Annotated in this window: 10 protein-coding genes and 1 rRNA gene; 2 read left to right on the forward strand and 9 right to left on the reverse strand. The window is 42.8% G+C overall.

Annotated features, from left to right (window positions below):
* Nucleotides 1–11: 11 nt before the first annotated feature.
* The 8 genes from lon to QHT84_RS07855 all read right to left on the reverse strand — a co-directional run bounded on the left by lon (nt 12) and on the right by QHT84_RS07855 (nt 14,255).
* Nucleotides 12–2,462, reverse strand: a complete 2,451-nt coding sequence (gene lon, locus QHT84_RS07820; RefSeq protein WP_283239001.1) for an endopeptidase La — start codon at nt 2,460–2,462, stop codon at nt 12–14.
* Between the two features lie 212 nt (nt 2,463–2,674).
* A complete protein-coding gene (locus tag QHT84_RS07825; protein WP_283239002.1) occupies nt 2,675–3,568 on the reverse strand; it encodes a DUF6252 family protein in 894 nt (297 codons plus the stop codon).
* Nucleotides 3,569–3,604: 36 nt separating this feature from the next.
* On the reverse strand, nt 3,605–4,918 hold the full coding sequence (locus QHT84_RS07830) for an MFS transporter (RefSeq protein WP_283239003.1): 1,314 nt from the start codon (nt 4,916–4,918) through the stop codon (nt 3,605–3,607).
* Between the two features lie 68 nt (nt 4,919–4,986).
* On the reverse strand, nt 4,987–5,805 hold the full coding sequence (locus tag QHT84_RS07835; RefSeq protein WP_283239004.1) for a M48 family metallopeptidase: 819 nt from the start codon (nt 5,803–5,805) through the stop codon (nt 4,987–4,989).
* Between the two features lie 80 nt (nt 5,806–5,885).
* Nucleotides 5,886–8,285 (reverse strand): glycoside hydrolase family 31 protein, encoded by a 2,400-nt coding sequence (locus tag QHT84_RS07840; RefSeq protein ID WP_283239005.1) that lies wholly within the window; start codon nt 8,283–8,285, stop codon nt 5,886–5,888.
* A 182-nt stretch (nt 8,286–8,467) separates the two neighbouring features.
* Nucleotides 8,468–10,372, reverse strand: coding sequence for a 1,4-alpha-glucan branching protein GlgB (glgB, locus tag QHT84_RS07845; protein WP_283239006.1), 1,905 nt, complete (start codon nt 10,370–10,372; stop codon nt 8,468–8,470).
* 315 nt (nt 10,373–10,687) lie between these two features.
* Complete coding sequence (locus tag QHT84_RS07850) at nt 10,688–12,310, reverse strand: maltokinase N-terminal cap-like domain-containing protein (RefSeq protein WP_283239007.1); 1,623 nt, start codon at nt 12,308–12,310, stop codon at nt 10,688–10,690.
* Between the two features lie 4 nt (nt 12,311–12,314).
* Nucleotides 12,315–14,255, reverse strand: a complete 1,941-nt coding sequence (locus QHT84_RS07855; RefSeq protein WP_283239008.1) for an alpha-1,4-glucan--maltose-1-phosphate maltosyltransferase — start codon at nt 14,253–14,255, stop codon at nt 12,315–12,317.
* Between the two features lie 74 nt (nt 14,256–14,329).
* Here QHT84_RS07855 and QHT84_RS07860 point away from each other — a divergent pair, with 74 nt between their 5' ends.
* Together QHT84_RS07860 and QHT84_RS07865 are read left to right on the forward strand one after the other, a co-directional pair.
* Nucleotides 14,330–15,196, forward strand: a complete 867-nt coding sequence (locus QHT84_RS07860) for an alpha/beta fold hydrolase (RefSeq protein ID WP_283239009.1) — start codon at nt 14,330–14,332, stop codon at nt 15,194–15,196.
* A gap of 2 nt (nt 15,197–15,198) precedes the next feature.
* Complete coding sequence (locus QHT84_RS07865; RefSeq protein ID WP_283239010.1) at nt 15,199–15,840, forward strand: endonuclease III domain-containing protein; 642 nt, start codon at nt 15,199–15,201, stop codon at nt 15,838–15,840.
* 166 nt (nt 15,841–16,006) lie between these two features.
* Here QHT84_RS07865 and rrf read toward each other — a convergent pair.
* A 5S ribosomal RNA gene (gene rrf / locus QHT84_RS14185) occupies nt 16,007–16,080 on the reverse strand; the annotation flags it as partial.

Raw genomic sequence — 16,080 nt, forward strand, 5'->3', positions numbered from 1 at the left:
CGTTACATTACTTACAATTTCTTGGCATTTTTTACTTTTTGATGCGTAACCGCAATGGCGATAACTTCACTCATTTCTTTTACGTAGTGAAATGTCAATCCTTCCAAATATTCGGGTTTGATTTCGTCAATATCGCTCTTGTTTTCACGACACAATATGATTTCTTTGATGTTGGCTCTTTTGGCCGCCAGAATTTTTTCTTTGATTCCTCCTACCGGCAACACCTTCCCACGAAGGGTAATTTCACCGGTCATAGCCAAATCTTTTTTCACTTTTCGTTGCGTAAGTAAGGATACCAAAGAAGTTAGCATGGCAATTCCGGCACTTGGTCCGTCCTTAGGCGTGGCGCCTTCGGGCACGTGCAAATGGATATTGTATTTACCTATCAGCTCCGGATCGATTTCGAAGAGATCTGCATTGGCTTTGAGGTATTCCAAAGCAATCGTAGCCGATTCTTTCATCACCGTACCCAAGTTTCCGGTTAACGTTAAGGTTCCTTTGCCCGGAGAAATCAAGGATTCGATAAATAAAATATCGCCACCTACAGATGTCCATGCCAATCCGGTCACTACACCGGCCACATCGTTATTTTCCGATTTGTCGCGCTCCATTTTGGGCGCTCCCAGAATCGCTACGATATCTTCGTTGGATACTTTTTTGTTGTAGGCTTCTTCCATCGCTACCGATTTGGCGGCGTTGCGAATCACTTGCGCTATTTTAGCTTCCAAACCACGAACACCCGATTCTCGGGTATACCCTTCCACAATTTTTTCCAATTGCTTTTTGCCGATGGTTAAATCTTTAGTGGTCAATCCGTGCTCTTTTAACTGCTTCGGTACCAAATGCTGGCGGGCAATTTCGATTTTTTCTTCGATGGTGTATCCCGACATTTTAATTACCTCCATACGATCTTTCAAAGCCGGCTGAATAGTAGCCATATTGTTGGAAGTGGCGATAAACATCACCTTCGATAAATCGTAACCCATCTCCAAGAAATTATCGTAGAACTCCTTATTTTGTTCCGGGTCTAACACTTCTAATAAAGCCGAAGACGGGTCGCCTTGATGGCTGCTCGACAATTTATCGATTTCATCCAACACAAACACCGGATTGGACGTCCCGGCTTTTTTCAAACTCTGAATGATTCTTCCCGGCATGGCCCCAATATAGGTTTTACGGTGACCTCGAATCTCTGCTTCGTCTCGCAATCCGCCCAATGAAATACGCACATATTCTCTGCCCAACGCCTCGGCTATCGATTTTCCGATGGAGGTTTTACCCACGCCCGGAGGTCCGGTCAAACAAATGATGGGCGACTTCATATCGTTGCGCAATTTAAGCACCGCTAAATGCTCGATGATGCGCTTTTTTACATCTTCCAAACCAAAATGGTCGCGGTCTAATATTTTTTGAGCGTGTTTTAAATCGAAATTATCTTTGGAATATTCGTTCCAAGGCAATTCTAAAAACAGCTCCAAATAGTTTCTTTGGATACCGAAATCGGGAGATTGCGGATTGGTGCGTTGCAATTTGGAGATTTCTTTTTCAAAATGCTTGGCGGTTTTTTCATCCCATTTTTTGGTTTTTGCCTTTTGACGCATTTCTTCAATTTCCTGCTCATACGAAACCCCGCCCAGTTCTTCCTGAATGGTTTTCATTTGTTGCTGCAGAAAATACTCGCGTTGCTGTTGGTCTAAATCAAAACGAACTTTCGATTGAATATCGTTTTTCAATTCCAACTTTTGCAACTCTACGTTCATGTAACGCAGGGTTTCCATAGCGCGTTCTTTGAGCACGTTAATCATCAACAAATCTTGTTTTTCCTTTACGGAAAGATTCATGTTAGAGGAAACAAAATTGATTAAAAACGATTGGCTCTCAATATTTTTGATGGCAAAAGTGGCTTCGGTTGGGATATTCGGACTTTCCTTAATGATTTCAATGGCTAATTCCCGAATCGAATCGACAATGGCTTGAAACTCGGTGTCATTTTTTTTCGGTCTTTCCTCGGCTACTTCTTTGATAGTGGCTTTTAAATACGGTGTTTCAGAAGTTACCGTGTCAATTTCAAAACGCTTTTTTCCTTGCAATATCACCGTGACATTGCCATCGGGCATTTTTAAAACGCGAAGGATTTGCGCGACGGTTCCTATGGTATGAATATCACTCTTAGTAGGATCTTCATCCTCTTCATTCTTTTGGGCCACGACCCCGATAATTTTATTTCCGGCATTGGCATCATTGATTAACTTAATCGATTTATCTCTTCCGGCAGTAATCGGAATAACAACACCCGGAAATAAAACGGTATTGCGAAGCGGCAATATGGGTAACGAATTAGGAAGTAACTCTTTATTCATTTCCTCTTCATCCTCGGGTGTTAAGAGCGGAATTAAATCGGTTTCGGTATCGAACTCTTGCAGTGACAGATTGTCAAGCGTTAAGATAGTATGGTTTGACATGTGGTATTTGATTTGGTCAAATTGACATTAAAAGTTATGTAATGCTAAACAAAAGTAAGCCAACTTATAACACTTATACATTAAAATCGACGTACTGCAATTGTATCAGGCGAAAATCATCTGAACAGATTAGCGCTATCGTATGACAAGGATTATGCCGAAAAAAAAATCCGCCAAAATGACGGATTATCAAATATACTGAGAGAACAGAATTAATATTCTACATCAAAGGCGCCTTCGGTTACCGTAAACGGTGTGGTTCCGTTAGTCACATAACTGAACGTTCCTTTGATTCGTGTGGCGGTTTTGGAAACAATGGTCACACTTCCTGAAACCGCATTGTAATCGTTTCCATCAAAATCATATATGGCCTGAACCAAATCGGTAGCTGTATTTCCGGTAATATTGTAGGTCCCCGGTCCCAGTGAACTTCTTACCGAAACGGTCATCGAATTAAGATCGGCATCTTGTGCTGCCACACTAATGAATTCTTGAGCACCAATTTGGGTGGTGATGGCTAATATATCAACATCAACAAACTCAGAACCGCCAACCTTAGCATAAAAAGTATCACCGGTTTGACCTTGGGTAATAAATGGAATGTTCGTAAACTCTCCATTAGTAAATTGTACCGGTAGTATGGAACTCACGGTGGTATCAGACCAATACCCTTTAAAGTTAAATGTTCCCGATATGGTATTATTGGTTGTATTGATATTGGTAATGGTAATCGAACCGGTATTTTCTTCCGGATTGTCAAAGTTTGTTGACCAATAGCCGTATTCCGAACCTGCCGGTGTATAGGCTAACAGGTTGGTATTGGCCGGATATGTTCCTGTCGCTGACGCGTCAATTAAAAACCCAAATCCTTCCCCGTTTGGTCGTATGGCACTTATGGTGATAAAGTTTCCTGAGATAACGGCTTGCGTAGCTGTAGCTGTCCAGGTAGAACCGCTGAAATCCGCTTTAAACACCGCAGGACCCGAATTACCTCCTCCAAAATCATCTAAATTAAGAGCACTATCAATAGGCTCATTTTCACAAGAAGTAAAGGCAAAAGCAGTTAAAATCAGAAATATGCCGGTTAAAAATTTGAAGTTTTTCATGTTCATTTTAGAATTAAAGCCCAAATATAATTTTTTTTAGATTGATGACAATGATTTTTTCGGAACTCTTAGTAAAAGAAAAAAGCCAATGATAAAAAACAGTCCCAAAAAGACAATGGCATTACGCATGCTCCCGGTCACTTGATCGATGGTGCCGTAAATGGACATCCCAATGACAATCCCTATTTTTTCGGTTACATCATAAAAACTAAAAAACGACGCTGTATCTTCCGTCTCGGGTAATAACTTCGAATAGGTGGAACGAGCCAGCGACTGGATACCGCCCATCACCAAACCGACAAATCCGGCAATGGTATAAAACTCCGTGGGCGTTTCCACAAAGTAGGCAAAAACACAAAGGACGGCCCAAAAAGCCGTTAAAAAAAGCAGCGTGTTGATGTTGCCAAACTTCCCGGAAGCTCTCGACGTTAAAAAAGCGCCGATTACGGCTACAAGTTGTATCAACAAAATACTGATAATTAAACCCATGGTTTTTTGATCGGCATTTTCCCAAGCAATTTCCGTAGCCCCAAAATAAGTGGCGACTAACATCACGGTTTGTACTGCCATGATAAAAACAAAATAGCTGTACAAATACCGTTTGAGCGGCAGGTTTTGTTTGAGTTGACGCCACACTTTTTTAAGCTCATTAAACCCGTTCCAGAGCACTTCTTTGGTAACGCGTTGCTTGTTGTGATTGCCTTTGGGAAGATAATAGTACGTTATATGGCTGAATCCTATCCACCAAACACCAACCGTCACAAAAGAAATTTTCATGGCTTGCATGGAATTGGAAATGAAAAAGAAGTTGGGAAACATTACCATCGCCAAATTAAAAATCAATAAAAGTGTACTGCCGATATAACCCATCGAAAAACCGCGGGCACTTACTCGGTCTTGTTGTTCCGGAAAAGCAATATCAGGCAAATAAGAATTGTAAAAAACCAAACTCGACCAAAATCCGATTAACCCGAAATAATAAAAAATATAGCCGGTCATCAGATTATCAAAATCAAACCAATACAAACCAATACAAGAGATACCGCCTAAGTAACAAAAGAATCGCAAAAAGCTTTTTTTATTTCCGACATAATCGGCAACACCTGACATAATCGGCGAAAAAAAGGCAACCCACAAAAAAGCAAAGGCTGTAACAAAACTAATCATGGCAGTGGCTTTGATATCATTTCCCAAAAATGAAACGGTATCTCGGTGATTGTTTTTAAAAAGATTTTCGTAATAGATAGGAAATACAGCCGAAGCAATAACCAAACTGTACACAGAATTAGCCCAATCGTAAAATGCCCAGGCATTTAATAATTTCGGATGCCCTTTAGGAAGTGTTGTCATAAATCTTGCTTTATATAAAAAATCCTGCCTCAGGAAGTGAGACAGGATTCAAATATAAACTAATTTTATTATTTAAAGGTTACGCCGTATTTTGCGGCTTCGGCTTTGGCTACCGGAATTTGCTTTTTAATATTGGCAATCCTCGTTTCGTCGGAAGGGTGCGTACTCAAAAGTTCCGCCGGTTTACCGCCTCCCGATTTGGCGGCCATACGCTGCCAAAAGGCCACGGCCGTTTCCGGATTGTAGCCTGCAATAGCCATCAACTTTAATCCTATTTCATCGGCTTCGGATTCGTGACTGCGACTAAACGGCAACATGCCGCCCACACTACTTCCAACACCATAAGCCTGCATAATCAACGCTTGTGTTTCGGCACTTTGACTTCCGGTAGCTGCAGCAACCCCGGCCGCTCCCAATTGTTGTAACAATCCGGCGCTCATGCGTTGTTGCCCGTGATTGGCTAACGCATGCGATACCTCGTGCCCCATTACGGTGGCCAATCCGGCTTCATCTAAGGTCACCGGTAAAATTCCGGAATACACTACAATTTTACCGCCCGGCATACACCACGCATTGATTTCTTTGCTATCTACTAATTTGTATTCCCAAGCATAGCCTTTTAGAGCGTCTGTATTTCCTTTCGCCTTTAAAAAGGTTTCAGCGGCCGCTCTGATTTTCATTCCTACTGTTTCCACGCGCTTCGCATCGGCCGTTCCGGTAATCACTTTATTCTCTTTCAAAAAAGTATTGTACTGTTGGAAAGAAGAAGGAAAAATTTGGTCGTTGGAAACCAAAGCCAATGTTTTTTTTCCTGTAACAGGATTAGTGGCGCATGAGAGTATTAAAAACAGCGTCAACATACCGCAAAATAGGATTCCTTTTTTCATAATTTTTATTATTTAAACCACAAAAGTAAACGTTCCGAATAACCGAATGTTATATCATTTATGATGTAAATTTACATAATTTAAACACCTAAAAGATGCAACTCACTGAAATCTTTAGCGATGATTAAAGAATTGCTACCGTTTAAATGGGCTTTGTCGAAGGTAATTTTCTCATTATCAACTTCGATACTCTTCACTTTAAACGGCAAACTGTTTAAATTGATTTTAAATTTAGTATATGAGGTTTCAAAGGTCCCTTCCTGATGTTGCTGAATAATCAATTCTTTTTCCTTTCCGGTCAAACTGAAAGTTCGCAACGAAAATCGCCCTTTGTTATAATCGTAACCGTCTTGTGCATCTTCATATACTACCGATTTCTCTTTTCCTAACTTGTAATATACATCGAGCGTAAGTTCGTCAAACTGCAATTCGCCCACATATTGTTGCACCGGATATTTCGGAATTATGGCGCCTTCTTTAATAAAAATCGGAATCTCATCAAATTGGGTATTCACCCACAACTCACGCTTGCCCTCCACCAATTCCTTGGTCCAGAAATTATACCAATTGCCTTTGGGCAGATACATGCGACGGCCTTGTGCATTGGGTTCCAAAATCGGGCATACCAAAATTTGATTCCCGAAAATAAACTCGTCGGTTCGGTAATGCGTGTGGAAATCTTCCTGATCAAAATACACCAAAGGTTTTAACATAGGCGTTCCTTCATTGACATATTGCCAAAACATGGTATAAAGGTATGGCAACAATTGGTAACGCAATTCCACAAACTTGCGGGTAATATCAATTACTTCGTCACCAAATGACCAAGGCTCCTGTTCACCGTGATCCCCCGAGGAGTGCGTTCGGCAAAACGGGTGGAATACGCCTAACTGGATCCAACGCGCATACAATTCGCCCGAAGGTTGTTCGGCAAAACCACCAATATCCGAACCGGTAAAGCCCATACCCGACATCGACATGCGTTGCATTTGGATGTTGGCAATCCACAAATGTTCCCAACTCGCCACATTATCGCCCGTCCACGACGAAGTGTATCGTTGCGCTCCGGAATAGGCCGAACGTGTGATGATGAACGGACGTTTCGGATAGGCAAATCGCTTCACGCCTTCATAGGTGGCGCGTGCCATTTGAGTACCGTAGATATTGTGTGCTTTTCGGTGGCTGCATGGATTGCCGTCGTAATCATGACGTACGTCATTCGGAAACGTTTTTCCGGGAACGTCCATTACGGCAGGTTCATTCATATCGTTCCAAACGCCTTTTACGCCAATCTCCGAAATCAATTCTTTAAACAAACCGGCCCACCATTCGCGGACTTCAGGTTTGGTAAAATCGGGAAAATTACATTCCCCCGGCCACACTTTGCCTTTCATAAACGGACCATCGGCCCGTTTACAGAAATAATCGTTTTTCAACGCTTCCTGATAGACCCAATAATCCTTATCAATTTTGATTCCCGGATCGATAATCACTACGGTTTTAAAACCATCCTTGGCCAATTCGGCCACCATGCGCTTCGGTTCCGGAAAATGCTCTTTGCTCCAGGTAAAACAACGGAAACCTTCCATATAATCGATGTCCAAATAAATCGCATCGCACGGAATACGGAGCTCTCTGAACTTTCCTGCAATCTCTTTGACTTTACTCTCGGGATAATAACTCCATTTGCATTGGTGGTAACCTAACGTCCACATGGGCGGCAACTCGGGCTTTCCGGTTAAATGGGTATAATTAATCACTACATCACTCATCTTCGGACCGTAGAAAAAGTAGTAGTTCATTTCGCCGCCTTCGGCCCAAAAACTGGTTACGTTGCGACGCTCATGACAAAAATCAAAGAACGTTCGGAACGTGTTGTCGAAGAAAACCCCGTACGCCTTATTGTGATGTAAACCGATATAAAACGGCACTACTTTGTACAACGGTTCTTGGTCTTTGTGAAAAGCATACTGATCGGTAGCCCAATTTTCAACACGTTTTCCCTTGAGGTTTAAATGCGATGCCTTGTCTCCCAAACCATAAAAACTCTCTCCGTCTTTGGAGACTTTACTCATCTTTACGATGTTCCCACCGTGCTCGTAACACTCTTCCCAATGAAAACCGATCTCGTCTTCCAAGATAGCAAAACCATCTACATCATAAATAGAGACTTTGAGGTCTTTCTTCTGCACTTTACAAAAAACCTTACTGGTTTTAATCAGGTAATATTGTTGCTCTTCCGTAACTTCCAATTGGTTGTAACCGTGTGATTGCGTCTTATCGATAGCATACGAAAAGTCGTTGCTGAAATACCCTTTAGTGGTATAGCGAAAACGAATCAAGCTATCGCGAAGTATGGTGATTTTTAAAATAACATTGTTGTCGGTATGGAAATAAATACTGTCGACATCTTGCTCGAAAGAAACAATTTGCGACGGAAATTGGTCGCCTTTGTATTCCAGTTCTGTATTGGTAATCATAGTGATTTTTTTGAGTCAATTGCCAAATTTACAAAGATGATACTCAAAAATTTACAACTGTTTCAAGTAGTTTTTAACTACAACGTTTGCGAATAATAATAAAAAAGAAGAACCACGAATTACCTCCATTTTCCTCTACTAATTCGGGAGAATTCACATAATTCGTGGCTTAAAAAGTAAACTTACGAAATCTTATAAACCGCAACACCCAAAGGTGGCAACGTCAGCGCTGCCGAATAGTCGCGGAAATTCCAAGATTGTTTGTCTATTTTAATTGGTTTTGAGGCTAAAACGCCGCTTCCGCCGTATTCCGTGTTATCCGAATTGAATACTTCTACCAACTTTCCTTTAGTCGGTAACCCGATACGGTAATTTTCGTGCACGACCGGCGTAAAGTTGGCCACTACGATTAAATCGTCTTTAGCGTTCAACCCTTTGCGAATGTATGTCAATACCGAGTTCTCGTTATCGGTATAATTAATCCATTCAAAACCGTCGGCGTGGAATTGCTTCTCGTACAAGGCCGGATGATTTTTGTATAACGTATTCAAATCAGTGATGCATTTTTTGATACCTTGATGGTAGCCAAACTGCAACAAATGCCAATCCAAACTGTTTTCAAAATTCCACTCACCACTTTGCCCGAATTCGGCGCCCATAAACAAAAGCTTGGTTCCGGGATGCGTAAACATATAGCCGTACAACAAGCGTAAATTGGCAAAACGCTGCCATTCATCTCCGGGCATTCTGCCCAAAATGGAATGTTTTCCATACACCACTTCATCATGCGACAACGGCAACATAAAATTTTCGGTAAACGCGTAGGTCATGGAAAACGTAATGTCGTTTTGGTGGTAACGTCGGTAAATGGGTTCTTTTTTGAAATATTGCAAGGTGTCGTGCATCCAACCCATCATCCATTTCATACCAAATCCGAGTCCGCCTATATACGTGGGACGAGAAACCATCGGGAAGCTCGTACTTTCCTCGGCTATGGTTTGTACCTCCGGAAAAGCCGCATATACGGCTTCATTAAAATCTTTTAAGAAACTAATGGTGTCCAGGTTTTCAAGACCGCCATAAATGTTCGGTTCCCATTCGCCGTCTTTGCGGGAATAGTCTAAGTACAACATCGAAGCCACAGCATCTACGCGCAACCCATCGACATGGTATTGGTGCAACCAAAAAATAGCGTTACTAATTAGGAACGAACGCACTTCATTGCGCCCGTAATTGAACACCAAACTCTTCCAATCGGGATGAAATCCTTTTCTTCTGTCGGGATGTTCGTATAAGTTAGAACCGTCAAAAAAGCCTAATCCGTGTGCATCTTCCGGAAAGTGCGACGGTACCCAATCGAGGATAACGCCCACACCGGCTTGGTGTAATTTATCCACCAACAACATAAAATCCTGTGGCTTCCCAAAACGCGAAGTAGGTGCAAAATACCCCACCAATTGGTACCCCCAAGACGGATCGTACGGATATTCCATCACCGGCATAAACTCGACATGCGTGAAACCGGTTTCTTTTACGTAAGCCACTAATTCGTCGGCCATTTCTACATAGGTCAGGAATTTACCCTCGGCATTGCGGCGCCACGAACCCAAATGGACTTCATACACCGAAAACGGCTTATCCAAACCATTTTTGTCTTTGCGGGTGTCCATCCATTTTTTGTCTTTCCACTTGTACTCTAAGTCCCAAATGACTGATGCGGTTTGCGGCGGATGCTCGCAAAACAAAGCAAACGGATCGGCTTTTTCGGTAATAATACCACCGTTGTTCGACTGTATTTTGTATTTGTAACGTGTGCCTCTGTCGATACCGGGAATAAATCCTTCCCAAATGCCCGAGCCGTCCCAGCGCACGTTGAGTTGGTGCTCGCCTTGGATCCAGTAGTTAAAATCGCCTACTACGGAAACCGAACGCGCGGCCGGTGCCCAAACGGCAAAATACACGCCTTTTACACCATTGACCTCGGTGAGGTGTGCGCCCAGTTTTTCATATAATCGAAAATGCTTTCCGGCTTTGAACAAATCAATGTCGAAATTGGTAAAAAGCGAGTGTACTTGTACTTGGTTCATGTTGTTGTTTTTATAGTTAATGGCATTTTTGCCGCTAATATCTTCATTGTTACCCTGAGCCTGTCGAAGCAATGTCAGGCTGAGCTTGTCGAAGCCGGGAGCGATTGGTCAGCGCTTCCTTGTTATCCCTTCCTGCCTGCTACAATCGGGGCTAATTGGGATTTGTCTTTTGTTTCAGCGGCCTTTCCACTCTAGCCCCGATTGGAGCGGAAATCCTTTTTGTGACCGCAAAAAGATTGGAGCGGAAAGCGGGAATGACGCTTCCTGTAACGGCCCGAGCGATGCGCTACCGGCTTCGACAAGCTCAGCCTGACATCAATAATTCATTATACTCTGTATGCCGCGCAACGGAATCACTGCCCAACGCGGACGGGAATTGAGTTCGTACCCGAGTTCGTACACCGCTTTTTCGAGCAGGCAGTACTTGAGCAAAAACTCGATTTCGTGACTGTAGCCAATGTTCAAATTGCCCGATTGCGCCTTGTCGATATAAGTTTCCAAAAACGCACCAACAAAATAATGGAACAAGATTTCGGCCGCTTGGAACAACTGGTCTTGGTCGTACGGATATTTGTCTTTGTTGTTAAAAATCGTGGCGTAAATGGCGTAATGGAACGAGCGGAACAAACCGGCCACATCTTTAAGCGGCGGCTGTTTTACTTTGCGGTCGCGGATGGTACTTTCGGGTTCGCCTTCAAAATCGAGGATGTAAAAATCATCGCCGTTTACCAAAATTTGGCCCAAGTGATAATCGCCGTGAATGCGAATGCGCTCGGATTTCATTTTGGTCCAATCAAAATCGACAAAATGTTTGCGGACGATTTTTTTGTTTTCCATAAATTGATGCGCGAGTTCGAGCGCCAGTCCGTCGAGTTTGTGCAAACTGTTCTCGATAATGTTCAATCGGTTTTGGAACTGGTACAACATGCGGTTTTTGAGCCACACGGTGTAATCGCCGTTGTACGTGGTTGGCGTGAACGCCGTATCGTGGATGTCGCCGCCCAACGCAATGTGCATTTCAGCCGTACGTTTGGCCAAGGTTTGCAACCGCAGGAACAAACTCAACCCGACCCAATCGATAATTTCGGGCGGGATTTCGTTAATCTTCAGGCGTTTGAACATGGGAATATCGGGGAGTTTTTCGATCTTAATTTTTTTGTTCTTTAAGTTCGAAAAAACGCCGTCGATTTCTTCGAGCATGAACTTCCAGGCATCGCCTTGGTTGGGGACCAATTCCTGCATCAAGCCTAAAGTAATGTTCCCTTCGGGCAAAGCCAAGTTGATACTTCCGGTGTACGCCGGTGAACTTTTAAAATGCATGCGCTCGGTGAGGAAGCGACTGATTTCGTAATCGGGATTGGTACTCACATAAATACGACGGAAAATCTTGAGGACAAAAGCGTCGTTGAAAATAATAGACGTATTGCTTTGCTCCAAGCCCATGAATTTAGACGACTTGTATTCTTTGTCGTGAAACTGACTGCCTTTGTGGAAGACCAATTTCAGTTCCGGATTTTCGGTGGCTTGCACGATGTTATCGAACAACAATTTGCGGAAATCTTCTTGGTGCAAGGCGTCCACCAAATAGCCTTCGATAGGGCCGAATTGCGCCGGCGAAATGATGGTACTGGTATCCAATTCGTCCGACGTCATAAACGCCAACGGCATAAAATAATGTTGGTAAAACGCTTCCTTGAAATTCACTTCGAGCAAAACCCCGTAATAGGTGTTTTTCTTGGACGTGATTTTAAAATGATCTACGACTTCGATATACTTTAACGTACTCGCTTTACCACCATACCAACGTTTGTTGATGATGTAATTCTCGAGGATATCCGAAGCAAAGACTTTGATAAACTCCTCGTCGGTAAAGGCATTTTTCCATTCCGATTTGAACTTAAACGGATTGGCGAAGGTGTCTTGGTTAGCGTTTTCCATACGACTATTTGTAAATTTTAAACAAGTGGAACGGCAAGGCCGGATGCAATTCCACGAAATTCCATTCTTTATCCCAATGGTAGCTGTTGCCGGTAATTAAATCGACCACTTTTACCGTTTGTCCGGCATGAATGCCCAACGAAGCCAACGGCAGTTGTACCCAGGCTTGTTTAGCATAATAAGGGTCAAGGCTGCAAATCATGAGTGTTTCATCTTGCTTGGCATCGTCAAATTTGTAATAGGCTAAAATTTGGTCGTTGTCGGTGGCGCAAAACTGAATGTTGTTGGTTTGTTGCAAAGACGGTTGTTCCTTGCGGATTTTATTGATTTTGGTGATGATGGCAATCAATTTATTTTGAATGCTCCAATCCCAATGGTAAAACTCGTATTTCTCCGAATTGAAATATTCTTCTTTGCCCGGCATGGCTTCCGAGACCATATACTCATAGACCGGTCCGTAAATCCCAACGCTGGAACTTAAAGTAGCCGCTAAGAAATATTTGTGCAGGTAAATGCTTTCGTTGCCGCTTTGGAGGGCGTACGGGAGAATATCCGGCGTGTTAGGCCAGAAATTCGGTCGATAAAAATCGGCTTGCTCGGTTTTGGTTAACTCTTCTACATATTCGATTAATTCCGCTTTGGTATTGCGCCAAGTGAAATACGTATAGGATTGTGAGAAACCTTGCTTGGCCAACTCGTGCATGATTTTCGGACGTGTAAAAGCTTCGGCTAAGAAAAGCACATCCGGATATTTCTTTTTGACTTCGGCAATGAGCCAACCCCAAAAATAAAAAGGTTTGGTGTGCGGATTGTCTACGCGGAACACGCGAATATCACATTCTTCTACCCAAAACAACGCAACGTCTAGCAATTCTTTCCAAAGGTTTTTCCAATCGCCGGTTTCAAAGTAAATCGGCATAATGTCTTGGTACTTCTTGGGTGGATTTTCGGCATATTGCACCGTTCCGTCCGGGCGCCATTTGAACCATTGCGGAAATTCTTTCACATACGGATGGTCCGGCGCAGCTTGCAGCGCATAATCCATGGCGACTTCTATCCCTAAACTCTTGGCTGTTCTGACTAAGGATTTGAAATCATCTATCGTTCCTAATTCGGGATGGGTGGCTTTGTGCCCGCCGTATTGGGAACCAATGCCCCAAGGCGACCCTACATCGCCGGGTTCGGCGGTGGTGGCATTGTTTTTCCCTTTGCGATTGACTTCTCCAATGGGATGAATGGGTGGAAAATATAAAGTGTCAAAACCCATCGCGGCGACTCTCGGCAATAACTTTTCACAATCTTTAAACGTACCGTGTTTTCCTTTTTCAGGCGAAGCCGAACGCGGAAAAAACTCGTACCAGGTACTGAACAAGGCTTTGGGACGATCGACATACACTTGCAGTTCGTGTGATTTATTAGCTAAAGTTCGCGTGGGATAAGCTTCAAAAATATGGTGTAACTCTTTGGATAATGCAATTTGGATGGCTTTATCGTATAGCTTCTCGTCTTGAAAAGCCTTGATGGCTTCGCTCAGGTATTTCTTTTCAGCAGCAGTTACTTCTTTTAGAATAGCTTCGCAATACTCTGCTCCTTCCAGCAATTCCGATTTGACATATTGATTGTCTTGGATTTTTCGCTCGGTCCCGTGTTGCCAATTCAAGGCATAATCCACCCAAGCTTCTACGAAATACGAAAAGTGCCCTTGTTTGTCTACAGTAAACTCAGCTTGCCATTCATCATTCCCTAATTCGGTCATGCGCACTTCTTGCCATTTTTTGGCTGATTCGTGTTTGAATTTGACGCAAGCCGCAATCACATCGTGACCATCGGCAAAAACATGGGCTTTCACCACCACCGATTGACCAACGATTCTCTTAATATAAAAAGCACCACCATCGAGCTGTGGCGTAACATTTTCAATAATTATCCGGGTTTGATTTTGCATTTTGACGTATATTTATGATGTTGAAATTTAACAAAATTTAAGTTAAGTTTTTAACCGTCAAAAAAATTATTGAAATGACAAAAAAGGCCCAAAAATCTACTCAATCATTGCAAATTCCTAAGCCAATATTGGTTACCACTTCTATTTTGAAGAGAATATCGCCCCAACTAACCACCCGTTTTGCTGCTCGATTATTCACGACTCCTATCAAACACAAAACACCTAAGCGGGAATGGCACATGGAAAATAATAGTCTAACAACGAGTCTATTGATTCCGAAACTAAACAAAAAAATTCGCGTGTACTGCTATGGCGAAAGCAAAAAAAGAGTGCTGTTAGTACACGGTTGGTCGGGTCGCGGTACCCAATTGGTTAAAATCGCGGACATGCTGGTCAATATGGGTTACCAAACGGTAAGCTTTGATGCGCCGGCACATGGCAAATCGGAAGGCAAAACAACCATCATGACCGAGTTTATAGCCTCTATTTTAGAATTGGAAAAACAATTCGGACCATTTGAATTTGCGGTCGGTCACTCTTTGGGTGGTATGTCGATTTTGAATGCCATAAGGCAAAATCTCCATGTAAAAAAAGCCGTCATTATTGGTAGTGGTGATGTCATTCTGGACATTTTAGAAGACTTTGTCAAAAAATTAAAATTACCCGTCAACTATGCCGGGCTATTAAAAGCGCATTTCGAAAGAAAATTTGGCGAACCGATGGAAAATTATGCTGCCCATGTGGCTGCTAAAGAGGTTAAAATTCCTGTTCTGATTATCCATGATAAGAATGACCATGAGGTAGACATAAAAGCAGCTTACAACATCCATAAATATCTTGAAAACAGCGAACTAATTATCACAGAACAGTTAGGACATCGAAAAATATTGGGGAATGAAAAAGTCATTGACAGCATTAAAGAATATTTGGAAAAACACTAAGAATGGAATTATTTGAAAAAAACGATTGGTCCGAAAGAATAAACCCAATCATCGAATTGTATCGCGATAAAAAACACCCGCTCGATTATCAAAATCTTTACCAACTAATGGTCATGGTGATATTATCGGCACAAGACTCTGATGCCAATATCAACAAGGTGGCTCCGGCTCTTTTTGAGGCGTTTCCCACTATAGAAAGTTTATCCGTTGCCCAAGTCGACGAACTCATTCCTTACCTTACCAAAGTTCGAAACTTTGGCACCAAAGCAACATGGATAATTCAAATTGCACGGGAACTCCAAAAAGACGACAACATTCCTACCTCACTGGAAGCATTGACCGCCTTAAAGGGTATCGGAAGAAAATCGGCCAACGTCATCATGCGCGAAATGAAAGTTCCGGCAGAAGGCATCATTGCCGATTTACACGTCATTCGCGTGGCTCCTCGCATCGGACTCATTGAGGAAGCCAAAGACGGGAATAAAGTCGAAAAACAACTCATGCAGGTATTACCCAAAGAAATTTGGGGTGAGGTCGGTATGGCCATTTCATTCTTGGGACGGGAGACGTGTCGGCCTACCAACCCGAAATGTACACAATGCCCCATTCAAAATCATTGTCAATATCCGTTAAAAACAATTTAATTAGGGCGCGCCCCCTTGTCCCTTCTTGAGCCTGTCGAAAGGGGTCGGGCTGTCCGCGCTGCAAGGCAGCTTGCTTCCATCCCTCGCGCAAAGCATTGAGCAACTTCAATTTGTCCCTAAGCATAAAACAAGAAACCCCATCCGTTAGGATAGGGTTTCAAAAAAAAAAAGGCGGCGACATACTCTCCCACATTACTGCAGTACCATCTGCGCAGTCGGGCTTAACTTCTCTGTTCGGAA

This window comes from Flavobacterium sedimenticola (genome assembly GCF_030053345.1).
Classification (GTDB): Bacteria; Bacteroidota; Bacteroidia; order Flavobacteriales; family Flavobacteriaceae; genus Flavobacterium; species Flavobacterium sedimenticola.